The following is a 25603-nucleotide window of genomic DNA, read 5'->3' on the forward strand; positions in this document are numbered from 1 at the left end:
TAGCAGGGGCTCACCGCTCTTCGCCTCAGCCGCCGGCAGGCTCCGTGACGATGTCGATCTCGCCCTCCAGGGTGCGATGCACCGGGCAGCGGTCGGCGATTTCCAGCAAGCGTCGCCGCTGCTCGTCGCTCAGGTCGCCCTCGACCGCGATGCGCCGGCTGAGGCGGTCGATCTTGCCCTTCTCGGTCATACAGTGCTCACAGTCCTCGGCGTGGACCTTGGAGTGTTCGAGATGCACCCGCACCCTTTCGAGGGGCCACTTCTTGCGGTTCGCATACATCCGCAAAGTCATCGAGGTGCAGGTGCCCAAGGCCGCCAGCAGCAGATCGTAGGGCGTCGGTCCGAGGTCGCTGCCGCCGACGGACAGCGGTTCGTCGGCGACGAAGCGGTGGGAGCCGGCCAACACTTCCTGCAGGAAGCCGCTGGCGCCGCCGCGCACTTCCACCTGGCCTTCGCTCGTTTCGGCCGTCACTGCGGGCAGGTAGCGATCCGCCCAGCAGGCGATGAGATCCGCCACCCAGCGGGCGTCGTCCTCGCTACGCAGCAGGTGGTCGGCGCCATCCAAGGAGATCAAACTTTTGGGCTGCGGCGCCGCGTCGAACAAGCTCTGGGCGTGCGCGATACCGACCACCCGATCCTCCGGCGCGTGGAGGACCAACAGTGCTTTGCCGAGGTTCGCCAGCGCATCGGCTAGGTGGTCGGCAGCGAGATCCTGGCGGAACTCCTTGCGGATGCGCAGGTCCTCCACTCCCAGCACCTCACCGGCGGCCGCACCGTCGCCCTCGACGATCGGCTGCAAGGTCTCGAGCAGATGGCGGGTTTCGCTCGGCGCGCCGAGGGTCACCACCGCTACCGCCTCCGGAAACTCGACGGCGGCGGCCAATACCGCCGCGCCGCCCAGGCTGTGGCCGATCAACAGGCTCGGCGCTGCCAGCGTTTCGCGCAGAAAGCGGCCGGCGGCCACCAGATCGTCCGCGGTGGAGGAAAAGTCGGTCTCATGGAAGTCGCCCTCGCTCTCCCCCAGACCGGTGAAGTCGAAGCGCAGGGTGGCGATCCCGCGAGCGGCGAGGCTGCGGCTGATCCAGCCCATCGCCTTCAAATCCTTCGAGCAGGTGAAGCAATGGGCGAAGAGGGCATAAGCCCGTGGCTTCCCCAGGGCCGGCTTGTCGAGGCGCGCCACCAGCTCCGCGCCGAGGGATCCAGGGAATCGAAAACGCTCGCTCTTCATGGCTCAATCCTCAGGCTTGGCGCTCTCCAACCTTGACCGACCGGACCGACCGGCTAGATTCATCGCACCGCGAGATCGGGAGGTATCATGCGGCAGCCTCCAACACGTCCCGCGCGTTGGAACCCGCATCGAAAGCTTAGCGCATGGCGGATGAACCCGAAGCCTCTCCAACGCCGACGAACTCGTCTGCGGTGACCGATCGCGGCCAGCCGCGCCCCGCTGCGCAATGGCTTGCCAGCGGATGGATCTTGCTGCTGGCGGTGACCGTCGCCAGCGGGTTCTGGGGAGCGTCCTACGACGATGCCTACATCACCTATCGCTACGCGGACCGCTGGGCGGACGGCCACGGCTTGACCTTCAATGACGGCGAGTCGGTCCTCGGCACCACGGCTCCGGGCCTCGCCCTTCTCCTCGGCGCCGCCGACCGCCATGCAGGCATCGACCCTCCGGACGGCGGCACCCTGCTCGCCGTCGCAAGTCTCGCCCTGATGGCCCTACTCCTGCTGAGCGGACCAGGCGCCGGATCGATCCGGGTCGCGACAGCGGTCCTTTTCGCCGCCATCGCCTTCACCTGTCGCTGGAACATCGAAATGTTCGGGGCCGAAGCGATGCCGGCAGCCGCCCTGGGAGCGCTGGGGATCAGCCTCGTCCTGCGCGGCGAGCACTGTTCCGGAGGCAGCCTCGTGGGGGGTGGCCTCGCCCTCGGCCTGGCCGCCTGGCTGCGTCTCGATCTTCTCGCTGCCAGTGCCTTGGTGGGGCTCCTCCTGTGGCGTGAGGGAGGCTGGTCGATGCGCCGCTTCCCGTGGCCCTTCGCCCTCGCCGCCGGTACGCCGCCGCTCCTCCTGGTGGCGATACTGCAGCGCACCTTCGGCTCGCCGGTGCCGGCGACCCTCGCCGGCAAACAAAGCGAGATGGCCGACGCGTCTCCCTACGGCCTCGACCAGTGGCACTGGCTCGAGCGCGCCTTCCCGCAGGGCACTTTGTGGATTCTCCTGGCCCTCGCCGCCGCCGGCATCGCCTGGACTCTGCGCGACCGCTCTCGGGTATTTCTAGCGCTGGCCGGTGCCGTGCTGGTGCTGGAAGTTTTCTACCGCGCCAGCGGTGTACCCTTTGCCCCCTGGTACCACCTGGCTCTGGTCAACGGTCTTCTCGCCCTGGCGGCGATCGGAGCGGTTGGTCTCGGCGGGCGCCTCGGCCGGGGCCTGACTCACTTCTCACCGGGCACGGCGACGGGCTGGACAGCACTCCTCATCGCGTTCCTTCTGGCCCTCCCCGTCTGGTTCCCCGGTGTGTCGTGGACCGCCACCGCATGGAATGGCACGCCGGATCCCCGCACCCGCCTGTACGGGGAAGTGGGCGACTACCTGGCCCGCCACTCCGCCCGAGACGCGCGAGTAGCGGCGGTGGAGATCGGCGCTCTGGCCTACCGCGCCGATCGATCGGTGCTCGACCTGGTGGGTTTGGTGAATCCAGCGATCGTGTCGGCCCGCGAGGAAGACCGCCTCCACGCCTACTTCGCCGCCGAAGCGCCGGACTACATCATGGACGCGCCGCTTTTCCGGCGGCGCTTTCTCGATGAAATGCTCGATGCCCCGGCCATTGCCGGCACCTACCGGCCGGTGGCCCGTTTCTTCGATCCGGACTATCCGGCCGATCCGGTGGTGCTGCTGACGAAGGCGCCCTAGCGGAGCACTGAATGACTCGTCAGCTCTCGGCTCCGAAGGCCTTTTCAGCAACCTGTCAGCGCGCGGCGATGCGCTCGGCGCGGGAGAAGAAGAAGGCCTGCTCCAATGCGGCGTTTTCCTGCGAGTCGCTGCCGTGGATGGCGTTCCTCTCGATGGAGGTGCCGTAGAGAGCGCGCACCGATCCTTCCGCAGCCTGCGAGACGTCCGTGGCGCCCATCACCTGGCGCAGGTGCGCCACCGCATTGTCGCGCTCCAGGGATACCGGCATGCACGGTCCGCTGGTCATGAACTCCACCAAGCTGCCATAAAAAGGGCGCTCCTTGTGGACCTCATAGAAGGCCTGGGCCTGCGCCTCGGTCAGACGCAGCACCTTGAGGCCGCGGATGACGAAGCCTTCCTTCTCCAGGTGGGCGAGGATGTTGCCGGCGTTGCCGCCGGCAACGCTGTCGGGCTTCAGAATGGCGAGAGTCGTTTCCATCTTCCTACTCCTTCGGGAACGGTCCAGTTCCCGTCTTGATTGCATGAATGAGCGGCGCGGCACAACCGGCCCGCGCCGTTGATATTCGCTGTTGAATCGATCAGCCGGTCAACTCCACCAGGTCTCCATTCGCCGTGTCGAGGCGGAAGACCGGTCCGCGGGACTCCACGACTCCTCTCGGACCGAGAAACAAAGCCGAGTCCGCCGGCAAACCCAGCCCCCAGCGAACACCGGGTTCGGTGAGCAGCTTGCGCAAGCGCCGGTCGTGTTCCGGATTGAAGTTCGGCTCGATCACCCCGAAGGGCAACCAGCCGAGGCCCAGCAGGGTCTTGCCGACGGCAATGGAGCGCGCCACCTGGCCGAGGGCCTGGGCAGCGCCGGCGATGGCGACCACCGTACCGCCGGCGCGCAGCTTGTCGAGCAACGCTTCGGCGACGGGAGTGCCCTCGACGGTCTCGATCAACCGGTCCGCGATCCCGGCGCCAAGGTATACCGCTGCAGCGTCGGCAATGCGCTCGACATTGCGGCCGCGGCGAGCATCCCGCGGCCGGTACACCGGAATGGTCTCCGCCACGCGGTCGAACTCCTCTTCCAGGTAGCCGGTGAACTGACGGCCGTAGTCGTCCGAGCCGCTGGCCGTCGGCAGGAATCCCACCGTCCCCGATCCGGCCTTGGCGAGCCAAGCCTCGTCGGCGTCCAGGGTCTCCCCAAAGGTGAACTCGCCACCGCCGAGGAGCACCAGCCATCCTTCGCCGACGGGCCGCATGGGAATCATCACCACCGGTTCGCTCTAGTCCGACCTTCTCATCGGCGACCGTACCGAGAGGCCGTAGGTCTCTGGAGATGCAAGGCGTCCGCAAGTTCTGTGACGCAGGCGAACTTGCAGTACGTCGAGGAGCAGGTTCTGTGGATCACGCAGCAGATTCAGTGGCATACGGCCTCGCAGTAGGTTGCCGGCGAGAAGGCCGGGCTACCGGCCGAGGGCGCGGGCGACGGTGGCGCCCAGCTCCGCCGGCGACTCCACCACGTGGATGCCGGCGGCATCGAGCGCTTTCATCTTCTCTGCGGCGGTGCCCTTGCCACCGGCGATGATCGCCCCGGCGTGGCCCATGCGGCGGCCCGGAGGCGCCGTGCGGCCGGCGATGAATCCCACCACCGGACGGTCGAAGTGCTCCTTCACCCAGGCGGCGGCACGCTCTTCGGCATCGCCGCCAATCTCGCCGATGAGGATCACCGCCTCGGTCTCCGGGTCGTCCTTGAAAGCCGTCAAGGCATCGATGAAGCTGGTCCCGACGATCGGGTCGCCGCCGATGCCGACGCAGGTCGACTGACCGAGGCCCAGGTTGGTGAGCTGCCAGACGGCTTCATAGGTGAGGGTGCCGGAGCGGCTGATCACGCCCACCTTGCCGGCCTGGTGGATATGGCCCGGCATGATGCCGATCTTGGCCTTGCCGGGAGTGATCACCCCCGGGCAGTTGGGGCCGACCAACCGGGTCGGGTGGTCCTCGAGGAAGCGCGTGACGGTGAGCATGTCCGCGGCGGGAATGCCCTCGGTGATGCACACCACCAGCTCGATGCCGGCTCCGGCGGCTTCCATCACCGCGTCGGCAGCGAAGGGCGGCGGCACGAAGATCATGGTGGCATTGGCGCCGGTCTCGCGGCGCGCTTCGGCCACCGAGTCGAACACCGGGATGCCGGCCACCTTCTGACCGCCCTTGCCCGGCGTGACCCCGGCCACTACCTGGGTGCCGTAGTCGCGGCAGCCGAGGGCATGGAATTCGCCTTCCTTGCCGGTGATGCCCTGTACCAACAGGCGCGTGTCGTCGTTGACCCAGATCGCCATGACTAGCCCTCCCCTCGGGCCGCGGCCACCACTTTGGTCGCGGCGTCGGCCATCTGTTCGGCCACGATGAAATCGAAATCCGCCGCGCGCAGGATGGCGCGGCCTTGCTCCACGTTGGTGCCTTCAAGGCGTACCACCACCGGCACGTTCACATCACCCAACTCCTCAATCGCTCCCACCACCCCGCCGGCGATTCGGTCGGTGCGGGCGATGCCGCCGAAGATGTTGACCAGGACGGCCTTGACCTCGGGATCCGAAACGAGAATGCGGAAGGCGTTCTTCACCGCCTCCTGGCTGGCGGAGCCGCCGACATCCAGAAAGTTCGCCGGCTCGCCGCCGGACAGCTTGATGATGTCCATGGTCGCCATCGCCAGGCCGGCACCGTTGACCATGCAGGCGATGTCGCCGTCGAGCTTGATGAAGTTGAGGCCGAATTTTCCGGCCTCGACCTCCGCCGGGTCTTCCTCCGCCTCGTCGCGCATCTCAGCGATGTCCTGGTGGCGGAAGAGGGCGTTGTCATCGAAGCTCATCTTGGCGTCCAGCGCCAGCACATCGCCGCCGCCGGTCACCAGTAGCGGATTGATCTCGACCAACGAGGCGTCGGAGTCGACATATGCCTGGACCAGCGCCGTCAGCAGCTTGGCCGCCTGGCGGGCGGTACCCCCTTGGAGGCCCAGACCGGAGGCCAGGTTGCGCGCCTGGAAGGGCAGCAGGCCGAGGTGGGGATCGACGGATGCGCGGAGAATCTTCTCCGGCGTCTCCTCGGCGACCTCTTCGATGTCCATGCCGCCTTCCTGGGAGGCCATCAGCACCAAGGTCTCGTTCTGGCGATCGAGGGTCACCGAGACGTACAGCTCGTTCGCAATGTCGAGGGCTTCTTCGATGAGGACTTTGCGGACCTCTTGGCCTTCCGGTCCGGTCTGCGGCGTGACGAGCTGCATGCCGAGAATCTGGCCGGCGAGGGTTTCCGCCTCCTCCGGCGACCCAGCCAGCTTCACGCCGCCGCCCTTGCCGCGGCCACCGGCGTGGATCTGCGCCTTCACCACGCAGCGGCCACCGAATTCTTCACAGATCCGACGCGCCTCGCGCGGGTCGTCGGTCACCTGCCCGCGCGGGGTGGCCACCCCATAGCGACGCAGGATCTCCTTGGCTTGATACTCATGGATTTTCAACTTGACCTCCGGGACTTGGCAGGGAGTGGGGGGCGGCAGTTTCAGCAACGCGCCGCCGCAGCCTTCAAGAGCTTGAGACTCTATCAGGAACCGAATGCGGATTGACCCAAGGCAGTGGGGCTATTCCGCGACCGTCTGGGATCGAAGTTCGGCCGTTGGGACTGTCCCGCGGCCGCCTGGGACTAGAGTCAGGCTGGTGGGAATGTCCCGGGACCACCGAGGATCGAAGTGGGCCGGTGGGGCTGTCCCGCGGCCGCCTGGGACCGGGCGAGCCTCCGGATTCCTGCGGAGGGCCGGGCTCGCCCTGCGCGCCGCGAGCGCAAACCACCCGAGGCCTCCCCATGAAGTACAAAGCGCTCGCGGCCAGCTCCCTGGCGGCCGCAGGACAGCCCCACCTCCTTGCCACTCCACGAGGTTCACACTCTCTACTCCACCGGGCACCAACTCCCCAACCAGGAACCAAAATCCACTCGCCAATCTGGAAGATCCTCCAAGGGCGAAATTCAGCCCAGAGAGCCAGCGAGCGAATTGAGGTTGTTGAGAAGCGGGGAGAACGGTGTGGTCGCCGGTGGCGAGGAGTCGGTCAGCCGGGAGCTCATTGCGAGCGCTCGGGATTGCTTGGGGAGGCCGCCGGTGGTTCGCGCTCGCAATGCGCAGGGCGAGCCCACACCTCCAAAGGAATCCAAGGCTCGCCCGGTCCCGGGGACCGACTCCTCGCCACCGGCGACCGGGCACAGAAATCCAGACATGCGGGATTCGCTGGCGGAATGTGAGTCCACTAAGATTCGGCGATGAACACCCTCGAACAGCAAGCCGTCGACCTCGCCACCGAGATCTACGGCCTGACGGCCACCACCGCCACCGCCCTGCCCGGCGAGATGGACCAAAACTTCCGGCTGGAGACCCAGGACGGCCGGCGCTTCATTCTCAAGATCGCCGCCGACGAGCGCGACGACGAGCTGCTCGATCTCGAGAACGCCGCCCTACGGCATCTGGCCCTGGAGACACTCCCCTTGCGCATTCCTCGGCTGGTCGAGCCGCCAAGCGGGCCGAGCGAGCGGGTCCGCCTGCTGACCTGGGTGGACGGCCGGCTGTGGGTGGATGTGCCAGAGCGCGGCCCGGCGCTCCGCCGCAGCCTGGGCGCCGCCGCGGCACGCCTCGATCGAGCTCTGGCGACCTTCCATCATCCAGTCGCCATCGAGCGCGAGCACGACTGGGACCTGCGCTGGGCGCACCGCCAGGCCCGCCATGTTTCGCAAGTGGCAGAAGGCAACCGCCAGGCCCTTCTCGATCATGCCTTCCAGCAGTACTCCGGCCACCTGCGGGACGCCTGGCCGACCCTGCCTCCGTCGGTGATCCACGGCGACTTGAACGACTACAACGTCACCGTGGACGAGCGCGGCGAGTCGGTCTTCGGGCTGTTCGACTTCGGCGACCTGACCGCCTCCCACCGGGTATGCGAGGTCGCCATCGCCGCCGCCTACGGCTGCCTCGGCGAAGACGATCCCGTCGCCGCCGCCCTCGACGTACTGGCCGGCTATCACCAGATACTTCCCCTGGAGGAAGACGAGATCGCCGTCTTCTTCCCACTGGTGTGCGCCCGCCTCGCCGTCAGCCTGGTGTTCGCCGCCCGCCGGCGGGCGCAAGCCGAAGGCAACGAGTACCTGCTGGTCACGGAGAAGCCGGCCTGGACCGCCCTCGAACGACTCGCCCAATCGTCCCCGGCCCAAGGCGAGGACCGAGCGCGGGGGATGTGTGAGCGGAAGCCGGCCCCTGGCGGCGGCCAGGCGCCGGATTCGCTGTCGGCAACGCGGAAACGACGCATCGGACCTTCCCTCGGCTTGTCCTACCGCCAGCCCCTGAAGATCGTCCGCGGCCGTGGGCCCTACCTTTTCGATCACCGGGGGCGGCCGTTCCTCGACCTGGTCAACAACGTCTGCCACGTCGGCCACGCCCATCCGCGGGTGGTCGAGGCGGCGCACCGGCAGATGGCCCGTCTGAACACCAACACCCGCTACCTCTACGACGGCTTGACGGACTATGCGGACCGGCTGGCGTCCCTCCTGCCGGAGCCGCTGGAGGTGTGCTATTTCGTGAACTCCGGCAGTGAGGCGAACGAACTCGCTTTGCGGCTAGCCCGCACCCACACCGCACGCCGACGCCTGCTGGTGATGGAGGGCGGCTACCACGGCCACACGGAGCAGCTCATCGGCCTGTCGCACTACAAATTCCTGGGCAAAGGCGGAGCTGGTGCAGCGGGACCGGACGTATCGGTCGTACCGGCGCCGGATGCCTACCGCGGACGCCACCGCCGAACCGGCGGGCCGCAGGATGCCGATCTCGGACGGCGATACGGCGAAGAAGTCGGCCGGGTCATCGAAGAATCAAACGACCCCGTCGCCGCCTTCCTCTGCGAATCGCTCCTCTCCTGCGGCGGCCAGGTGGAGCCGCCGGCGGGGTACCTCGCCGACGCCTTCGAGCGGGTTCGGGCCGCCGGCGGGGTGTGCATCGCCGACGAGGTGCAGGTGGGCTTCGGGCGGGTCGGCGAGGCGTTCTGGGGCTTCGGCCTGCAGAGCACTCCCGAGGCTCCGGTGGTCCCGGACATCGTCGTCCTCGGCAAACCCATCGGCAACGGCCACCCGATGGCGGCGGTGGTCACCCGTCGTGAGTTCGCCGAGTCCTTCGCCACCGGCATGGAATTCTTCTGCACCTTCGGCGGCAATCCTGTCTCCTGCGCTGTCGGCCTGGCGGTGCTCGACGTGATCGAGGAGGAGGGCCTGCAAGAAAACGCCCGAGTCCTCGGCGGGCGGTTTCTCGCCGGACTGCGGCAGCTCGCCGGACGGCATCCGCTGATCGGGGACGTTCGGGGCCGCGGCCTATTCCTGGGCCTTGAGCTGGTGCGCGACCGCCACACCCTGGAACCGGCGGCGGAAGAGGCATCGGCCATCGTCGAGGAGGCTAAGAAAGACGGCTTCCTCCTCTCCACCGACGGACCGCTCCACAACGTCATCAAGATCAAACCGCCGATGGTGCTGACGGCGGACGATGTCGACCGCACCCTGCGGGCCCTCGATCGCGCCTTTGCCGCTCACTCGCCATCGTAGGAGGCGAGCTTGCGGCCCACCGGCGACGACTAGCCGCTGCTCAAGCCGCTGGCAGGCGCAGGGCCAAGATGGTCTGATCGTCTTCCCGAAGGGCGCTGCCGGTGAACTTCTCGACATCCGCCAGCACCCCGTCGCGCAGGCCTTCGGGACCTTCCGGAGCGTGGCGTCGCAGACTGTCTTCGAGGCGCTCGAAGCCGAACATCTCATCGCTGCCCTCGCGGCGCGCTTCGACCACCCCGTCGCTGTAGAAGAACAAAACGTCTTCCGCTTCCAGCCGGGCGGTGCGCACGTTGACGGAGAGCGGGTTGCGCACGCCCAGGGGATAGGCCACCGATTCGAGCGTATCCACCTTGCCGCGGCGGTCGATGCGGTAGGGGAAGAGGTGCCCGGCGCTGCCGTAGTACAGCTCCCGGCGCACCGGATCGAGGAGCGCGTAGCTCAAAGTGGTCAGGAGGCGCTTGCGGGCGGTCTGATAGACCATTCGATTCATGGTGCGGAACACCGCATCGACCTCCGGATCGAAGGTCACCTGCACGGCGAGGGCGGAGCGGGCCATCGACATCACCAGGCCGCTCGATACGCCGTGGCCGGCGACATCGCCGACGGCCAGCGCCAGCCGCCCATCGTCCAGGGCGAGCACGTCATAGAAATCGCCCCCGACCTCTGTCGCCGGCAAGTAGGCATGGGCCAGGTCCACTCCGTTCAGCCGCGGCGGTAGGTCCGGCAGAATGGAACTCTGGATCCGCCGGGCCGTCTCCAACTCCACCCGCTGGCGCTCCCGCTCGGCGATGCGCCGGACGTGCGGAGGAACGTCCTCGTAGCGGTATTCGAACTCCCGCGAGCTGAATAGGAACTTCGCGCTGAGCAGAAAGGGCAGGGCCACGACGGCCAGGGCGAGAGCAGCCTGGAGCTGCTGCCAGGAATCCGCCGAAGCCAGGAAAGGCAGCACGCTGACCACAACCATCTGGGTGACCTGGGCCAGCAGCGAAGTGAAGAGTCCAAAGCGGAGAAACAGAAACACAAAGGACGCCGAAACGACCAGCCAGAGCAGGACGCTCCACTTCAGCGGCAGCATGATGAGCGGAGGAAAGAACATCGCCGCCCCCAACAACACCGCCAAGGGAACACCCACCCATCGCCCCAAGCGCGTTGTGAATGAGGAAACCATCAGCAGCCGGCCGAAGATCTCCATGTAGGCGCCGTAGCCGATGCAGAACACCACGAGGGATACGGAGAACCATCGGTTGGCCTGCCACCAGGGGCCGATCAGCGAATCGAGGGGCGCATCGCCGGGCAGCAGTCGGGCCGAGATCAAGAGACCCGCCGCGATCACCACCCCTGCCACCAATCCCCGGAGCGACGCCCGGGCGACGGTGGAGTTGGCCCAGGCCCCCTGGAAAAGCGCGTCGAAGGCGGCGAGCTTCTTTCCCCAACGCTCACGGCATAGGGACTCGCCGACGGACCACGAGAGAAAGCTCATCAGAGCGATGGGAAAGGCGAACAGCAAGACGAGCTGCAGGCCCACCACGGCGTTGATCTGCCCTCGGGTGAGAACCCCGATATTCCAGCCCGAAGAGAGCTGGTGGGAGCCCATCACGATCGACACCAAGCCGGTGACTCCAACCAGCAGAAAGACCTGCACCGCTCGGCGCACTCCGATCTCTCCCGCGTGGTAGCGACGCAGGAAAAAGAAACCGATCACCGGCAGCAGCGGAAGGGACAGGAAGATCCAAAGCTGACCGAGCAAGGTCAGCGCCTGGTTAGCGGACTGAGCGGCGCTCCTCTCCGCATCGTCGAAGTAGGTCCGTACGCCGGTCAAGCGATCACCCGCGAACGTCACCTGCAAACCGTAGGGACTGTCCTTGCCGAAGACCCCGTCACGATCCCGGAACAGCAGCGTGTGGTCGGTGCGATTCTCCATCTCACGGCTTCGCACCACCGGCTCGTCGAAGAGCGCCAGATCGTGCCCCTGGGCGACGAGAAATTCGTTGGCGCGGCGCACCGCCTCGTCCGCAGGAATATTCGGCAGCTCCTCGTCTGGGGGTACCCGCATCTCCAGAGCCAAGGTCTCACCAGCGACATTGATTCGAGCCTTGTAGGTCCAGGCCGAAACCAGAGCCGCCGGCTCCCAAACGGTCACCTCCCAGGAGAGGAGGGCGCGTCCGAGGCGGCTGGCCCGCAGCTCTTCCGCCGAGCGCTCACCGAGCAGACTCCGGAGGCGAAGCTCCCACCGAGACTCCCCATCCATGGTGGTCGTAACATAGGGGTCCTCAGGCAGGTCGCCGAGGATTCTCAGGCGCTCCAGTCCGATCGCCTCCGCTTCCGCTACGTTGACGGTCCAATCGTCCGGCTGCAGAGGCATCGTCCAGGGATAGAGCCACACCAGGCTCGCCACAGCGGCGACGCCGAGCAGCAGCCAGAGGATCAGACTTCGGGTTCTTTCCATCGTCTCCGTCTCCGTCTTCCCATCGCCTCGGGGTACCTGTGAACGGTCGAGGGTCGCCCCACAGTACGCCGCCGGCGCACGAATTGTTCACGGCCGAAAGATTCGGTTTCCCTCATGCTACGCTGAATTTCATGGATTGGAACCCACTCTTGGCCGCTGCCCGCCGGGCGAGAACACACGCCTACGCTCCCTACAGCGGCTATCGCGTGGCCGCCGCCCTGCTCACCGGTGACGGCACCGTCGTCACCGGCGTCAACGTCGAGAACGGCCTGCTCACCTTGGGCGTGTGCGCCGAGCGACAAGCGGTGGGCAGCGCCATCGCCGCGGGCCATCGAGAGTTCGTGGCCCTCGTCGTGGTCACCGAATCCTCGCCCCCGGCCCGACCCTGCGGCCTGTGCCGCCAAACCCTGGTCGAATTCGTCGACGATCTGCCCATCTTGTGCGCTAACGAGCAGGGAGAGCAGGAAGAAACGCGGCTGACGGAACTGCTGCCGGCGGCCTTCCGGCTGGCCGATGCGCGGCCGACACCGGAGTAGACCCGGTCTCTCCTCCGCCCACGGCTAGGGGTTGATTTTCTTCCCCGCCACGAAGGTACAAACGGGAGCCCCTTTGAGCTTCCACCCGTCAAACGGCGTGTTGTGGGACGTGCTCGCCATCGTCGCCGCGTCCACCGTCACCGAACGGTCCGGGTGAAACACCGTCACGTCCGCCGGACGGCCTTCCGCCAAGCTGCCGCCGGGAATCCCGAGTACCCGCGCCGGGCCGGTGGACAGCAGCTCGATCATCCGGCTGATGGAGATCACCCCCGGCCGCACCAGGCGGTCAAGGCACAGGCTCAAGGTGGTCTCCAAACCGACGATGCCGAAGGGCGCGGCGGTGAACTCGACGTCCTTTTCGTCCACGTGATGAGGGGCGTGGTCGCTGGCGATGGCGTCCACCGTGCCGTCGGCGAGACCCTCGAGCAGGGCTTCACGATCCGTCGAGGCGCGCAGCGGCGGTTTCATTTTGGTGGCGGTGGACATCTCCATGTCGGATACCGCCTGGTCCGTCAGCAGCAGATGGTGGGGGGACACCTCGCAGGTCACCCGCAGGCCCGCTTGCCGCGCCCGCCGCACCATCGCCAGGCTGCGGCCGGTGGACAGGTGGGCAACGTGGTAGCGGCCGACGGTGTCCTCCAGCAGGATGAGATCCCGCGCCACGATCACATCCTCCGAGGAACCGGGAATGCCCGGCAGCCCCAGACGGGTGGACCACTCGCCCTCGTGCATCACGCCGGAGCCGGTGAGATCGAGATCCTCGGCGTGCTGGATCACCGGGATGTCGAAGTGCTGGGCGTAGAGCAGCGCTCGGCGCATCAGTTCGGCGTTGGCCACCGGTAAGCCGTCGTCGGACACCGCCACCACCCCGGCCCTGACCATCTCGCCGATCTCCGCCAGCTCTTCGCCGGCCAGGCCCTTGCTGACGGCACCGATGGGATGCACCCGGGCGTAGCCGGCCCGCCGGGCTTCTTCGAGGATGTGTTCGGTCACCGACCGGCTGTCGTTCACCGGTTTGGTGTTCGCCATGCAGGCGACGGCGGTGAAACCGCCGACGGCGGCGGAACGGGTGCCGGTGGCTACCGTCTCCTTGTACTCCTCGCCGGGCTCCCGCAGGTGGACGTGGATGTCGATCAGGCCCGGGCAGACGACCAAGCCCTCGGCATCGAACACCTCGGCGTCGCTAGCGGAAACCGACTCGTCGACCCGGGCGACCACGCCATCTTCCAAAAGCAGATCGAAAAAGCCGTCGAGATCCTGGCTCGGGTCGATCACCCGGCCGCCGGTCACGAGCGTCTTCATACCCCCTCCTCGCCGGCGCCGGAGAGCAAATACAGCACCGCCATGCGCACCGCCACGCCGTTCGCAACCTGTTCGAGAATCACCGACTCGGGTCCGTCGGCCACGTCGCTGGCGATCTCCACGCCCCGGTTCATCGGCCCCGGGTGCATGACGATGGCGTCCTCGGCGGCTGCCTTCAGGCGTTCGCGGGTCAGGCCGAAGAGCTGGAAGTACTCGCGCGTCGACGGGAACAGCGCCCGGCTCTGGCGCTCTAGCTGAATGCGCAGCATCATCACCACGTCGGCCCCGGCGATGGCGTCTTCGAGACGGTGGCAAACCCGCACCCCGAGGCGGTCCACGGCCGCCGGCAGCATGGTCAGAGGTCCGGCAACGGTGACCTCGGCGCCCAGCTTGGTCAGCAGATGGATATTCGAGCGCACCACCCGGCTGTGCTCGATGTCGCCGACGATGGCGATCTTCAAGCCCGCGATGCGGCCCTTGTGCTGGCGGATGGTGTAGGCGTCGAGGAGCGCCTGGGTGGGGTGCTCGTGGGCGCCGTCGCCGGCGTTGATCACCCCCGCGTCGAGGCGCCGCGCCAGCAGGTGCGGCGCACCCGGCGCGCCGTGGCGGATGACGATCAGGTCCGGCGCCATCGCCTGCAGGTTCAAGGCGGTGTCGATCAAGCTCTCGCCCTTCGACAGGGCGGAGCCGGAAGAGGAAAAGTTGAGGCCGTCGGCGGACAGGCGCTTCTCGGCGATCTCGAAGCTTGAACGGGTGCGGGTGGAGGCTTCGAAAAACAGATTGACGACGGTCTTGCCGCGCAGCGTGGGAACTTTCTTGATCGGCCGCTCGGCGACCTGGCTGAAGCTTTCGGCGGTCTCCAGGATCAAGCGGATCTCATCCGCCGACAGTTCCGCGATCCCCAGCAGATCTTTCCTCTGCCAGGTCCCCGCGGCCATCAGGAGACCGTCCGCTCCAGCAGCCGGACCCGTTCCGAGCCGTCGGTCTTCAAGAAGCTGACTTCGATCACTTCGAGGTCCGAGGTCTGTACCGTTTCGCCCACCACGTCGCCCTGGATCGGCAATTCTCGGTGCCCGCGGTCGATCAGCACCGCCAACCACACCGCCTTCGGCCGGCCGTAGTCGGCCAGATGGTCGAGGGCCGCCCGCACCGTGCGGCCGGTGTAGAGCACGTCGTCGCACAGCACGATATGGCGGTCTTCGAGATCTACCGGAAAGTGGGTGCCCTTGACCACCGGCTGCGGCGCGATGGTCGACAGGTCGTCCCGGTAGAGGGTGATGTCGAGGGTGCCCAAGGGTACCTCCGCTCCCTCCATGGTCTGGATCTCTTCGGCCAGGGCTTCCGCCAGCGGTACGCCGCGGGTGCGGATGCCGACCAGCATCAAATCCTCCACACCGGCGTTGCGCTCGACGATCTCGCCGGCCATCCGCCGGACGATGCGGCGCATCTGGTCGGCGTCGAGGAGAGTCCCCTTTTCGATCAGTGTTTCGCTCAAGGCTTGGTTCCTCCGGATCGGCGGCATGGTACGCGGCCGCGGCTGGGCCTGTCAACGCAGGATCCAGCCGCCCTCGCCGCCGCCCCCGAGGCCCCCTTCTCAAAGGCCCGCCAGGACGCTACTATTCCACCCTGAACCGCCGCCCCGATCCCCCTTTGGATCTTCTGTCCGCTGACCCCGAGAACCGCCCCGGAGCCGATGGCCAAATCATCTTCCCGTTCGAAGTCCGAAGCGCCGCCCAGCCGGCGCCGCGAGATCATGTTCCTGGTGATCTTCGTGGTCCTGCTCGGCCTGTCCTTCACCGTCGTCTCCCTGCCGGCGGTCAATGACTCGGTCATCGAGCCGTTCACCGCCGGCGTCGCCAAGGCCAGCGGCGTGGCTCTCAACCTGATCGGCCAGGACATCTCGATGCGCGGCACGATCATCGAGAACGCACGCTTCGCGGTGAACATCAAGAACGGCTGCAACGGCGTGGAAACGATGCTGATCTTCATCGCCGCGGTGCTCGCCTTCCCGGCGTCCTGGAAGGCGCGAGGAATCGGCCTGGCGATCGGCATCGTGGCGATCCAGGCGGTCAACTTGCTGCGGGTGGTGGCCCTGTTCCTCACCGGCGTCTACTTCCCGAAGCTGTTCGATGCCTCCCACACGGTGATCTGGCAGACGGTGGTGATCCTGGCCGGCGTGCTGCTGTGGATCTTTTGGGCCAGCCGCTTCACCGGCCCCGGCAAAACGGCCGAGGCGGTGGGCGGCGACCCTTGATGCCTTTCCGCCCCTTCGTTCTCAGGCTCCTCGCCTGGATCGTTCCGGTCACCCTGGTCTGGCTTGTCATCACCCCTTTCTACAACCGCTTTCTCAAGGTCAGCGCCGAGAACCTGCTCACCCTGAGCGAGAGCCCGGACGTCACGGAACTCTATTTCCACCCGGACGAGAAATACCGCAAGGGCGGCTACGTGGTGGTCCACCGGTCGGACTTTCCGCCGGCCAAGCGCCAGGTGTACTCCTTTCGCGCCACCGATCTCCACTTTCACCTGATCCTGCTCGCCGGCCTGTTCCTCGCCGTGCCGGGCGTTCCCATCAAAGAGCGTCTGCCCCGCCTCGGCTGGGCGCTGCTGATCGCCGTCTTCTTCCACGTTATTCTGGCCTTCTTTTGGGTGAAGTTCGCCTACGCCACCCAGCTCGGACGCTGGAGCCTGGATAACTATGGCGCCTTCGCGCGCAACTTCTACGGCCTCGGCAAACACCTGTTGGATCTCCCCTTCAAACTCGCCTTCCCGTTTGTTCTGTTCGTGGTGTTCTACTTTCCGCAGCTCACCGCCGACCGGCGAGCGCAGGACTGAGTTCTCCTCCCCTCGCGTTGACTCCCTAGCGCGTCTCCTCCTCGACAGTCCGAGCCGGACCAGACCTCTGCCGGAATAGCGGCAGCCGGGCCGAGTTGCGCTCGCTAGCCCGTTCTTCTCACCAACTTCGTCGCGACAGGGCGTAGGCGCCTGTAGCTGCAAGGAGATTGGTTCTCGAAGCGACGTAGGCGTACTCGAAGTACGTCGAGGAGCGGAGAGGCCAAAAGACGCCGCAGATGCAGGTGCATCCGCACTCGCAGCAGAAGGCTGGTGAGAAGGACGGGCTAGAGCGAGCCCCGGATGGCCCTTGGCCCGCCGCCGGCGGGCGGGCGCTTGCAATGTGCATTCGACTGTGTATAGACTTTATACACAGTATGCACAGCAAATTGACCATCTCCCAGACCGACGCGCGTCCGATGTATCTGCAGATCCTCGAGCAGATCCGGGAGCGCATCGCTGCCGGCGACTGGCCGCCCGGGCGCGAGCTGCCCTCGATCCGGGGACTGGCGGCGGAGCTGCGGGTCAGCGTGATCACGGTCAAGCGGGCGTATCTCGAACTCGAAGGGGAAGGGACCATCGTGACGAGACAGGGGAAGGGATCGTTCGTGGCCGATAGCGACGGTCTCGCGCGCGAACTGAAGCAGCGGGAACTCGACGGCCACTTGACGGCGGCCGCGGAGGTGGGCCGGATTCTCGGACTCGACGACGACGCACTGGCGACGCGCCTGCGCCGCGCGCGACGAAAGCTGGAGCGGCAATGAACCCAGTGAAAGCACTAGAGCTGCGACGCGTTCGCAAGAGCTACCGATTCTTCACCCTCGACGGCGCGAGCTTCGAGGTGGCGCCGGGCGAGACCCTCGGTCTCGTCGGGCCGAACGGGGCCGGCAAGAGCACGTCGATCCGCCTCGCCCTCGGGCTGATCACGGCCGACGCCGGGGAAGTCCGGCTCCTCGGGCATCCCATGCCGGCCGGGCAGGTGGCCGCGAAGGCCGACGTCGGGTTCGCGTCGGCGGAGATGCGCCTGTTTCCCCACGCCTCGCTCGGCTGGCACATGGAGTTCATGCGCGGGATCTTCCCGGCCTGGGACGAGGCCTACGCCGCCACCCTCCTCGATCGCTTCGGGCTCGACCCGGCGCAATCGGCGTCGAGTCTTTCCCTTGGCGAGCATGCGAAAGCGGTGCTGCTGCTCGCCCTGGCCCGCCGCCCGCGGCTCCTCGTCCTCGACGAACCGACCACCGGTCTCGATCCGGTGGCGCGTCACGAGGTGCTGGCCGAACTGGCGGACGTCATGCGCGACGAGCGCCGCTCGATCCTTTTCTCGTCGCACAACACCGTCGATGTCGAGCGCCTCTCGGACCGCATCACCTTTCTTGACCGCGGCCGCGTCGTCGCCAGCGACGACAAGGAGAGCTTCCTCGAACGCTGGCGCCGCATCCACCTGCGCCTGCCGGCTGGAGAGCCGCTCGCCGATCTGCCTGAAATCGTCGGCCGGAGCGAAGACGGGGGCCATGCAACCCTGATCACGAACCGCTTCTCCGACAGCCTGCCGGCTCGCCTTCCCGGCGAAATTCGCGAAGTCCAGCGGATGAGCTTGGAAGAGATCTTTGTCGCCGCCGTGATGGCCCAGCGGGAGGAAAGGAAGTCATGAACCCCGTCATTCGACAGCTCGCCAGCAAGGAGCTCTATGTTCATCGCTGGACGGTGGGGAGCGGAGCGCTCGCCGGAGTCCTGTCCCTTTTCGTCGCCGCCCACGGACGGATCGGCTTCAACATCGGCATTCTCGCCTGGCTCACCGCGGTGGTCGCTGCCGGCGCCATCCTGGTCATGCACGGCGTGTTCACCGAGCGCAAGGAAAACGGACTGCTGTTCGTTCTCGGCCTGCCGATCGATCCGGCGGGATACGTGCGTTCGAAGCTAGTCGGGCTCGGGCTCGCTTTCCTGCTGTGCTGGGCGCCGACGACCGGCGCGGTGATCGCCCTCGTCCTCATCGATCCGGACATTTCGGACGGGCTCCTGCCGCTCGCCGTTCTGCTCAGCGTTTACCTGCTCACCAACTTCGTCATCCTCCTGTCGTGGGTCCTCGCCGCACGGTCCGAGGCCTTGGCGACCGCCGGGGTGATCATCACCAACATGTCGGTCAGCGTCTTCATCTTTACCGTCTTCGCCATCCCCGGGATCGGCGAGGGATTCGAAACACCGCACCCCGACTGGTCGCCCGCATTCTGGGCGGTGCTCGGTGCGGAACTCGCCGTCGCCGCCCTCGCCATCCTGTCTCTTCTCCTCCTCGCCGCGCGGCGGCGCGATCTCGTCTGAGCTGCATTGACAGGCCAAAGGAGCTTCCCATGAACCCGAATGCAACCTCCCCGAGCCGCCTCCACGCCTTCGACGCGGCGCGCGGCTTCGCTCTGCTGCTCGGCGTCGCCTTCCACGCGGCGCTCAGCTTCCTACCGAGTGTTCCGCCGGGAATCTGGGCGATGAGCGACCTCTCGACGAGCGCCTTCCTGAAGGATGCCGCCTACGTGTCGCACGTCTTCCGGATGCCGCTCTTCTTCTTCATCGCCGGCTTCTTCGCGCGCCTGCTGTACCGCAAGCGGGGAGCGCGCGGCTTTTGGTCGAACCGGGCAAGCCGCATCCTTCTGCCGCTGGTCATCGGCTGGCTAGTGCTCTTCCCTCTGATCGCGTGGGTGTGGACGGTGGGCCTCGACAAGGTCTTCGCCGGAGCCCCGCCGGCGATGCCCGAGCTACCGAAGGAGCCGGGAGCCTTCCCCTTGACCCACCTGTGGTTCCTGTACCAGCTACTCTTTCTCTATGCCGGCTTTCTGGCGGCACGCGCCGTCGTCGCCCGCCTCGACCGGCGCGAGATCTTCCGCTCGGCAGTAGACCGCCTGGTGACGGCATCGCTCTCTTGGCCGCTGGCGGTCCTGCTCCTTGGCACACCGGTCGTCCTCGTCCTGCTGCGTTTGCCGATCTGGTTCTACTGGCAGGGGATCCCGACGCCGGATCGCTCGCTGATCCCGCAGTTGCCGGCAACGGTCGGCTTCGGAACCGCCTTCGCCTTCGGCTGGCTGGTCCACCGGGCACCGCAAGCGCTCACCGCTCTGGGGCGACGCTGGCACATCCACCTGGCGCTGGGGATCGCCGCCACGACGTGGTGCCTCCACGTCATGGACGGCAACGCCATGGGCGAACCCGGCGGACTGCGGACGGCTACGACCTTCGCCTACGGAGTCGCCAACTGGGGTTGGGTGCTCGGACTCATCGGCGCCAGCCTGCGCTTCCTGTCGACCGAGAGCCGGGCGCGCCGGTATGTCGCCGACGCGTCGTACTGGATTTACCTCGCGCATCTGCCGCTGGTGGCGGCGCTGCAGGTCTGGGTGGGCCACTGGCCCCTGCACTGGGGGGTGAAGTATCCGCTCGTCCTGACGTTAAGCCTGGCAATCCTCTTCGCCAGCTACCATCTGCTGGTGCGCCCGACGGTCATCGGACAGCTCTTGAACGGCCGGCGAGTGCCGATCCGCAAACAGCGCCCGGTGGCCTTGCCTCCCTCGCCGGCCGGCCGCGAACCGGTCGCCCGCCTGCGCGGAGTCGTCAAGCGCTACGGCGCCGTGACCGCCCTCGACGGCGTCGATCTCGAGGTCCGCGCGGGAGAGCTCCTCGCCGTGCTCGGACCCAATGGCGCCGGCAAGACGACCGCGGTCGCCGCCTGGCTGGGTCTCATCGAGCCGGACGCCGGCGTGGCCGAACTGTTCGGCGGCCCACCGCAGGACGTCGAGCGAAGGCGGCGCCTCGGGGTTTTGCTGCAGGATGCGGATCTGGCAAAGGAGCTGCGCGTACGGGAGCACGTCGCCCTCGCGGCCAGCTACTATCCCGACCCGCTGCCGGTCGATGAGGTCCTCGCCCGCGCCGGCATCCTCGATCTCGCCCGCCGCCCCTACGGCAAGCTCTCCGGAGGCCAAAAGCGCCAGGTGCAGTTTGCGGTGGCGATCTGCGGACGCCCACAGCTTCTCTTCCTCGATGAACCGACCGTCGGCCTCGACGTGCGGGCGCGCGAGGCGCTCTGGACCACCGTGCGCGAGCTCCTGGCGGACGGTTGCGCGATCGTCTTGACCACCCACTACCTCGAAGAGGCGGAAGCCCTCGCAGACCGCGTCGCGGTGCTCGCCGAAGGCCGCGTCGTCACGGCGGGAACCGTCGACGATGTGCGCTCCCTCGTCGACCGGCGCCATGTGAGCTGCCAGACCGCCCTGACGGCGGACGAGGTCGCCACCTGGCCGGGCGTGCTCGAAATCGCGCGCGAGGGCGACCGACTGCGCTTCGTCGCCAGCGACGCCGAGTCGGTCGTCCGGCGCTTGCTCGATGGCGATCCGGATCTCCGGCGTCTCGAGGTGCGCGAGGCGGGCTTGAGCGAGGCATTTCAGAAACTGACCGAGGAGGCCGCATGAACACCACCATCACCTCCACGCACGCTCCCTTTGAGCTTCCGACCGGCCGGCTCGTCCGCGCCTACCTGACGGAAATCCGGTCCGAATTCCTGCGGCTGGCGCGCAATCCCGGCTATCTGGCGCCGATGATCCTGCTCCCCCTCGGGCTCTACCTCTTGTTCGCGGTGCTGATCTGGGGCGAAGCGATCGCCGAGAAACCGGAGATCGGTACCTTCCTGTTCACCGGCTTCGCGGTCCTGGCGGTGACCATGCCGGCGCTCTTCGGGATCGGTCCGGCGCTGGCCCTCGACCGCGAAACCCGCGTGGTCGCCCTGCGCCGTGCGCAGCCGGCGCCCACCGCCTCCTGGCTGGTGGCGAAGCTGGTGGTGGGCGTCGTCTTCTGTGCCTTGGCTCTCCTACCCATGCTCGTCGCCGCGGTCGTCTCGGGCAAGCTGGCCCTCGCCGGGTCCGAGATCGCGATGCTGGCCGGCGGACTGCTCGTCGGCTCACTGCCGTTCTGCGCCCTGGGTCTGCTAGTGGGGGCATTCCTCGGCGGCTCCGCGGCACCGGTGTGGGCCAATATCCTCTACCTGCCCGGCTGCTACCTTTCCGGCCTTTTCTTTCCGCTCCCGGAGTCGCTCCACTGGCAAGCGCCGTTGTGGCCCCAGTTCCACGTCAGCCAGCTCGCGATGCACGCCGCGGGCGCCGAGCAGTATCAGTTCGTGCCGCTGCAGCTTTCCCTCGCCGCCCTCATCGGCGTCACGGTTCTGGCCGGCGCGATCGCCGTCTGGCGGGTCGCCCGCAGGGGTTGAGCCCCGGGGTCGACTCAGCGCGCCAGGTCGGATCCGCGGTCCTTTCCCGACCCCACTAGATCTAGTGGGGTCGAAGTTTCTTCCGCCTACAGGTTGTGGTCCCAGGCGATTCCTTGCTATCGTCTGAGAATCCTCGAAGGCGCCACGAAACGCCCGCAAATCACCGAGTAAGAGATCCCCACATGCTGAAGCTCGACCGCCTGGCCATTTCCGGCTTCAAGTCCTTTGTCGAACCGGTTTCCATTCAGTTCGCCGGCGGAATCACCGCCATCGTCGGTCCCAACGGCTGCGGCAAGTCGAACCTGGCCGACGCCGTCACCTGGGTGCTCGGCGAGCAGAGCGCCAAGAGCCTGCGCGGCGGCAAGATGGAGGACGTGATCTTCGCCGGATCGCAGCGCCGCAAGCCCCTCGGCATGGGCGAGGTGTCGCTGTCTCTCAAAGCGGATCCTTCCATCGCCGGCACCGATGACGGTCGCCTGGAGATCGGTCGCCGGGTGTTCCGCACCGGCGAGAGCCGGTATCTGCTGAACGGCAAGGTGGTGCGCCTCAAGGAGATCAAGGATCTGCTGATGGACACCGGCCTGGGCATCCGCGCCTACTCGGTGATCGAGCAGGGCAAGATCGGGATGATCCTCTCCGGCAAGCCCCAGGAACGGCGCAAGCTGCTGGAAGAGGCAGCCGGTATCACCCGCTACAAGGCCCGTCGGCGGGTAGCGGAATTGAAGCTCGAAGAGGCCCGCGGCAATCTCCTGCGGCTCGACGACATCCTCTCCGAGGTGGAGCGCTCGCTGCGCTCCTTGAAGCGCCAGGCCGGCGCCGCCCGGCGCTACCGGGAACGCGAGGCGGAGCACCGGGAGCTCCTCGGCAAAGTGCTCCTCGGGCGCTGGAGCCACCTCTCTTCCCGGCTCGCGGAGGTGGACGAGCGCATCGCCGCCGCCCAGAGCCAGGAGGCCGAGATCACCGCCGCCCTCAGCCTGGACGAAGCGAGCCTCGCCGAGGGTCGCGAAACCCTCGATCGCCTGGCTGAGGAACTGGCCGAACGCCACCAGCACCACGCCGATCTGGGCGCCACCATCGAGGGCCGGCAGCAGTACCTGACCGCCAACCGCCAGCGGCTCGAAGAACTCGGCGACCGGGCGGCCCAGAGCCGCACCCTGGCGGCGCGCCGGGGCTCTGAGATCGAGGAGAACGAAGGGCGGCTGGGGGAACTCGAAGAGCGCCGCAAGGAGCGTGTTCGCGAGCTGGGCCTAGCCTCCGAAGAAGTCGACCGCGACCAAGACCAGATCGCCGCCGCCGACCGGGCCCTCGGCGAAGCGGGAGCCCGGGTGGACGCTCTCAAGGCCGAGATGGCGGCCGGCGCCGACCGGCAAGAGACCCTGCGGCGGCAGCTTCATCAGGCGGACATTCAGCTCGAGAAGAACAACGTCCGGCGCCACCGGCTGGATCACGAGAGCGAAGAACAGGCAGCGGAACTGGCCCAGGCGCGCGGCGCATCGGAGCTGTCGAAAGGCCAGGTCGACAACCTCGCCGCCGAACTGGAGGGCCGGCGCCAGAAGCACGGCGAGCTGGAGCAGGCTCTCGAAACCACCCGCGGACGAGAGGCGGAAGCGGCCCGGCGGGTGACCGCCCTGGAAGAGGAGGTGCGCGAAGCGCAGCAGCGCAGCCGCCTCCTGACGGAACTTTCCCGCGCCCACGCGGAGCGGCGCAGCCGGGTGGAAGAGGCTCTTGCCCAAGCCGGCGTCGACGCGCCGGTCTTCCTCGCCGACCGGGTGGAAGTGCTCGCCGGCTGGGAGCGGAGCCTCGACTTCTACCTCGCCGGCTTGACCGACGCGGTGGTCCTCGGGGATTCCCAGAATCCGCTGGACCTGGCCAAGGCACTGTCCGATGCGGACGTCGGCACCTCCCTCATCCAGCCTTTGGCGACGAGCGACGAAGGAGCTCCGGAAGTCGACGATCCGGCAGCGCTGCTGTCGGTGCAAAAGGCCCTCGCCCTAGGGGACGACCTCACCGCCTCGCTGCCGCCGGCCTACCTGGTGGAGGCCTCCGCCGACGCGGCGCGCCTGGCCCGACAGCATCCGGGCGTCGCTTTCATCAGCCGCGACGGAGTGTGGGCGGCGAGCGGTGTGCTCAACGTGGAGAGCCGCCAGGCGGCCCCCGGCGTGCTCGAGCGGGAGCGTGAACTGGCGGACCTCGGGCAGGAGATCCCGCGCCTCGAAGGGCGCCTCGCCGACGCCCGGGGACAGCTCGCAGGGCTGGTCGAACAGCGCAGTCACCTAGCCCGCGACTTCCAGCGCCTGCAGGAGGAGATGACCCAGCAGCGCCAGGAGCTGGCGGTGGCCCAGACCCGCCACGAGGCCACCGAAGCCCGCTGCCGCCGCATCGAAGAAGCGATCGCCCTGCTCGCTGGTGAGCGCCGGGGCATCGAGGACGACGTGCGGCAAGCCCAGGAAGCGCAGTCCGCCGCCACCCGGGAACTCACCGAGGTGGAAGTCCAGCAAACCCAGGGGCAGGAGCGGCTCGACCGCCTGGTCGCCGAACGGGAGAACGCCAAAGCCGATCGGGAGAGTCTCAAAGAAGCGAGCGCCGGCCGCCGCGGCCGCCTCGATCTGCTGCGCGAGCGCCTCGAAGCGCACGACCGCGAGATGGCCCGGCTGCGCCGGGAGTTGGGCGAAGGCGAGGAGCAGATCCACCAGTGGCGCGAGGAGGCGACGCGGCTGGATGCTGCACGGCAGGAGATCCGCGCCGGTCTCGAAGCAGCCGATCGGGAACTCCAAGCGGCCCTCGAGCAGCGGACGGGCGCTCAGGAAGCGGTGCTCGCCGCCCAGACCCGCCTCGACGAACAGCGCGCCGACCTCAAAGAACTGGAAGGCGCCATCGCGGCGCGCCGGAACGAGATCGAGAAGGTGCGTGGACTGCTCGGGGAACTGCGAGTGCGCCGCGCCGGCCTGGGCCAGGAGGCGGAGCACCTGAGCGCCTCGTATCTCGAACGCTTCGAGGAAGGCCTGCCGGAAAACGCCGGCGAAGCGCCGCCCAACCTGCCGGAGATGGAAGCCGACCTCGGCCGCCTGAAGGCAACCCTCGAGCGCCTAGGACCGGTCAACCTGCTGGCGGTGGACGAGTACGCCGAGAAGGAGGAGCGCCACGGGTTCCTCACCCAGCAGCGGGCCGACGTGGTGGACTCCATCGAGCGCCTGAAAGAGACCATCCGGGAGATCGACGAAGCCTCCACCGAGCGCTTCACGACCACCTTCGCGGCGGTCAACGAGAGCTTCTCCCGCATCTTCACCCACCTGTTCCGCGGCGGCGAAGCGGAGATGCGCTTGCTCGACGAGGAGGACGTGCTCGAGAGCGGCATCGAGATCGTCGCCCGGCCGCCGGGCAAGCGCACCCAGAACATCATGCTGATGTCCGGCGGCGAGAAGGCCCTGACCGCCATCGCGCTGCTGTTCGCGCTGTTCCAGGCCAAACCCTCGCCGTTCTGCATTCTCGACGAGGTGGACGCCCCATTGGACGACGTCAATACCCTGCGCTTCGTCGATCTGGTGCGCGAGATGGCCGGGGAAACCCAGTTCATCGTGATCACTCACAACAAACTCACCATGGAAGCGGCCTCCACCCTTTACGGCGTGACGATGGAAGAAAAGGGCGTGTCGAAGCTCGTCGCCGTCGAGATGGACGAGGTGCAGCCGGCGACCGGCAACCAAGCGCCCGAAGCGGCCACCGCCTGACGGCCCGAGTCGTTCT

20 protein-coding genes and 1 pseudogene are annotated in these 25603 nt (G+C 67.4%); 12 read left to right on the top strand and 9 right to left on the bottom strand.

From position 1 onward, the window contains the following. Window positions 1-25: 25 nt before the first annotated feature. Window positions 26-1228 (bottom strand): bifunctional alpha/beta hydrolase/OsmC family protein, encoded by a 1203-nt coding sequence (locus AAF481_01105; GenBank protein ID MEM7479744.1) that lies wholly within the window; start codon window positions 1226-1228, stop codon window positions 26-28. A 191-nt stretch (window positions 1229-1419) separates the two neighbouring features. Between AAF481_01105 and AAF481_01110 the strand changes: the two genes are divergently transcribed. Continuing rightward, window positions 1420-2913: a hypothetical protein gene (locus AAF481_01110; protein MEM7479745.1), complete on the top strand. Its 1494-nt coding sequence runs from the start codon at window positions 1420-1422 to the stop codon at window positions 2911-2913. Between the two features lie 55 nt (window positions 2914-2968). Here AAF481_01110 and ndk read toward each other — a convergent pair whose 3' ends face one another. From ndk to sucC, 4 genes are all read right to left on the bottom strand, one after another. Continuing rightward, window positions 2969-3391: a nucleoside-diphosphate kinase gene (gene ndk / locus AAF481_01115; GenBank protein ID MEM7479746.1), complete on the bottom strand. Its 423-nt coding sequence runs from the start codon at window positions 3389-3391 to the stop codon at window positions 2969-2971. 100 nt (window positions 3392-3491) lie between these two features. Further along, window positions 3492-4166 (bottom strand): Type 1 glutamine amidotransferase-like domain-containing protein, encoded by a 675-nt coding sequence (locus tag AAF481_01120; GenBank protein MEM7479747.1) that lies wholly within the window; start codon window positions 4164-4166, stop codon window positions 3492-3494. 195 nt (window positions 4167-4361) lie between these two features. Further along, window positions 4362-5234 (bottom strand): succinate--CoA ligase subunit alpha, encoded by an 873-nt coding sequence (gene sucD, locus AAF481_01125; GenBank protein ID MEM7479748.1) that lies wholly within the window; start codon window positions 5232-5234, stop codon window positions 4362-4364. 2 nt (window positions 5235-5236) lie between these two features. Further along, complete coding sequence (gene sucC / locus AAF481_01130) at window positions 5237-6406, bottom strand: ADP-forming succinate--CoA ligase subunit beta (GenBank protein ID MEM7479749.1); 1170 nt, start codon at window positions 6404-6406, stop codon at window positions 5237-5239. 791 nt (window positions 6407-7197) lie between these two features. Here sucC and AAF481_01135 point away from each other — a divergent pair. After that, window positions 7198-9510 (top strand): aminotransferase class III-fold pyridoxal phosphate-dependent enzyme, encoded by a 2313-nt coding sequence (locus AAF481_01135; GenBank protein MEM7479750.1) that lies wholly within the window; start codon window positions 7198-7200, stop codon window positions 9508-9510. A gap of 40 nt (window positions 9511-9550) precedes the next feature. Here AAF481_01135 and AAF481_01140 read toward each other — a convergent pair whose 3' ends face one another. Further along, complete coding sequence (locus AAF481_01140) at window positions 9551-11956, bottom strand: PP2C family protein-serine/threonine phosphatase (protein MEM7479751.1); 2406 nt, start codon at window positions 11954-11956, stop codon at window positions 9551-9553. A 131-nt stretch (window positions 11957-12087) separates the two neighbouring features. Here AAF481_01140 and cdd point away from each other — a divergent pair, with 131 nt between their 5' ends. Then, on the top strand, window positions 12088-12492 hold the full coding sequence (cdd, locus tag AAF481_01145) for a cytidine deaminase (protein MEM7479752.1): 405 nt from the start codon (window positions 12088-12090) through the stop codon (window positions 12490-12492). Window positions 12493-12516: 24 nt separating this feature from the next. On the opposite strand, the gene AAF481_01150 is transcribed toward cdd, so the two are convergent. The 3 genes from AAF481_01150 to pyrR are packed head-to-tail and all read right to left on the bottom strand — an operon-like array spanning window position 12517 to window position 15289. Further along, entirely contained in the window at window positions 12517-13794 is a 1278-nt protein-coding gene (locus AAF481_01150) for a dihydroorotase (GenBank protein MEM7479753.1), read from the bottom strand. Then, window positions 13791-14732, bottom strand: a complete 942-nt coding sequence (locus AAF481_01155) for an aspartate carbamoyltransferase catalytic subunit (GenBank protein MEM7479754.1) — start codon at window positions 14730-14732, stop codon at window positions 13791-13793. The genes AAF481_01150 and AAF481_01155 overlap by 4 nt, the downstream gene beginning before the upstream one ends. Beyond that, complete coding sequence (pyrR, locus tag AAF481_01160) at window positions 14732-15289, bottom strand: bifunctional pyr operon transcriptional regulator/uracil phosphoribosyltransferase PyrR (GenBank protein MEM7479755.1); 558 nt, start codon at window positions 15287-15289, stop codon at window positions 14732-14734. The genes AAF481_01155 and pyrR overlap by 1 nt, the downstream gene beginning before the upstream one ends. A 198-nt stretch (window positions 15290-15487) precedes the next feature. On the opposite strand from pyrR, the gene xrtH reads away from it, so the two are divergent. The 9 genes and pseudogenes from xrtH to smc all read left to right on the top strand — a co-directional run bounded on the left by xrtH (window position 15488) and on the right by smc (window position 25587). After that, the gene (gene xrtH / locus AAF481_01165; GenBank protein MEM7479756.1) at window positions 15488-16048 is read left to right on the top strand and encodes an exosortase H; all 561 of its coding nucleotides are present in this window, start codon (window positions 15488-15490) and stop codon (window positions 16046-16048) included. Continuing rightward, window positions 16048-16626 carry a hypothetical protein gene (locus tag AAF481_01170; protein MEM7479757.1) on the top strand — a complete coding sequence of 193 codons (579 nt, stop codon included), beginning with the start codon at window positions 16048-16050 and terminating at the stop codon, window positions 16624-16626. The genes xrtH and AAF481_01170 overlap by 1 nt, the downstream gene beginning before the upstream one ends. Before the next feature lie 386 nt (window positions 16627-17012). Then, window positions 17013-17387, top strand: a complete 375-nt coding sequence (locus AAF481_01175; protein ID MEM7479758.1) for a GntR family transcriptional regulator — start codon at window positions 17013-17015, stop codon at window positions 17385-17387. Then, window positions 17384-18274, top strand: coding sequence for an ABC transporter ATP-binding protein (locus AAF481_01180; protein ID MEM7479759.1), 891 nt, complete (start codon window positions 17384-17386; stop codon window positions 18272-18274). Before AAF481_01175 ends, AAF481_01180 begins: the two co-directional genes overlap by 4 nt. Continuing rightward, on the top strand, window positions 18271-18939 hold the full coding sequence (locus AAF481_01185) for a hypothetical protein (GenBank protein ID MEM7479760.1): 669 nt from the start codon (window positions 18271-18273) through the stop codon (window positions 18937-18939). Before AAF481_01180 ends, AAF481_01185 begins: the two co-directional genes overlap by 4 nt. Before the next feature lie 29 nt (window positions 18940-18968). Next, window positions 18969-20060 (top strand): annotated as a pseudogene (locus tag AAF481_01190) (acyltransferase family protein). Window positions 20061-20162: 102 nt separating this feature from the next. Next, window positions 20163-21068: an ABC transporter ATP-binding protein gene (locus AAF481_01195; protein ID MEM7479761.1), complete on the top strand. Its 906-nt coding sequence runs from the start codon at window positions 20163-20165 to the stop codon at window positions 21066-21068. Then, window positions 21065-21859, top strand: coding sequence for an ABC transporter permease (locus AAF481_01200; protein MEM7479762.1), 795 nt, complete (start codon window positions 21065-21067; stop codon window positions 21857-21859). Before AAF481_01195 ends, AAF481_01200 begins: the two co-directional genes overlap by 4 nt. A gap of 182 nt (window positions 21860-22041) precedes the next feature. Beyond that, window positions 22042-25587 carry a chromosome segregation protein SMC gene (gene smc / locus AAF481_01205; protein MEM7479763.1) on the top strand — a complete coding sequence of 1182 codons (3546 nt, stop codon included), beginning with the start codon at window positions 22042-22044 and terminating at the stop codon, window positions 25585-25587. Window positions 25588-25603: the final 16 nt, after the last annotated feature.

It is taken from the genome of Acidobacteriota bacterium, from assembly GCA_039030395.1.
Classification (GTDB): Bacteria; Acidobacteriota; Thermoanaerobaculia; order Multivoradales; family JBCCEF01; genus JBCCEF01.

Coding starts and splice junctions, on each gene's coding strand:
- AAF481_01155 (MEM7479754.1), bottom strand. CDS start 14,732: ATGGCCGCGGGGACCTGGCAGAGGAAAGATCTGCTGGGGATCGCGGAA.
- AAF481_01180 (MEM7479759.1), top strand. CDS start 17,384: ATGAACCCAGTGAAAGCACTAGAGCTGCGACGCGTTCGCAAGAGCTAC.
- AAF481_01185 (MEM7479760.1), top strand. CDS start 18,271: ATGAACCCCGTCATTCGACAGCTCGCCAGCAAGGAGCTCTATGTTCAT.
- AAF481_01170 (MEM7479757.1), top strand. CDS start 16,048: ATGCCTTTCCGCCCCTTCGTTCTCAGGCTCCTCGCCTGGATCGTTCCG.
- sucD (MEM7479748.1), bottom strand. CDS start 5,234: ATGGCGATCTGGGTCAACGACGACACGCGCCTGTTGGTACAGGGCATC.
- xrtH (MEM7479756.1), top strand. CDS start 15,488: ATGGCCAAATCATCTTCCCGTTCGAAGTCCGAAGCGCCGCCCAGCCGG.
- ndk (MEM7479746.1), bottom strand. CDS start 3,391: ATGGAAACGACTCTCGCCATTCTGAAGCCCGACAGCGTTGCCGGCGGC.
- AAF481_01135 (MEM7479750.1), top strand. CDS start 7,198: ATGAACACCCTCGAACAGCAAGCCGTCGACCTCGCCACCGAGATCTAC.
- AAF481_01105 (MEM7479744.1), bottom strand. CDS start 1,228: ATGAAGAGCGAGCGTTTTCGATTCCCTGGATCCCTCGGCGCGGAGCTG.
- AAF481_01150 (MEM7479753.1), bottom strand. CDS start 13,794: ATGAAGACGCTCGTGACCGGCGGCCGGGTGATCGACCCGAGCCAGGAT.
- AAF481_01140 (MEM7479751.1), bottom strand. CDS start 11,956: ATGGAAAGAACCCGAAGTCTGATCCTCTGGCTGCTGCTCGGCGTCGCC.
- cdd (MEM7479752.1), top strand. CDS start 12,088: ATGGATTGGAACCCACTCTTGGCCGCTGCCCGCCGGGCGAGAACACAC.
- AAF481_01120 (MEM7479747.1), bottom strand. CDS start 4,166: ATGATTCCCATGCGGCCCGTCGGCGAAGGATGGCTGGTGCTCCTCGGC.
- AAF481_01200 (MEM7479762.1), top strand. CDS start 21,065: ATGAACACCACCATCACCTCCACGCACGCTCCCTTTGAGCTTCCGACC.
- smc (MEM7479763.1), top strand. CDS start 22,042: ATGCTGAAGCTCGACCGCCTGGCCATTTCCGGCTTCAAGTCCTTTGTC.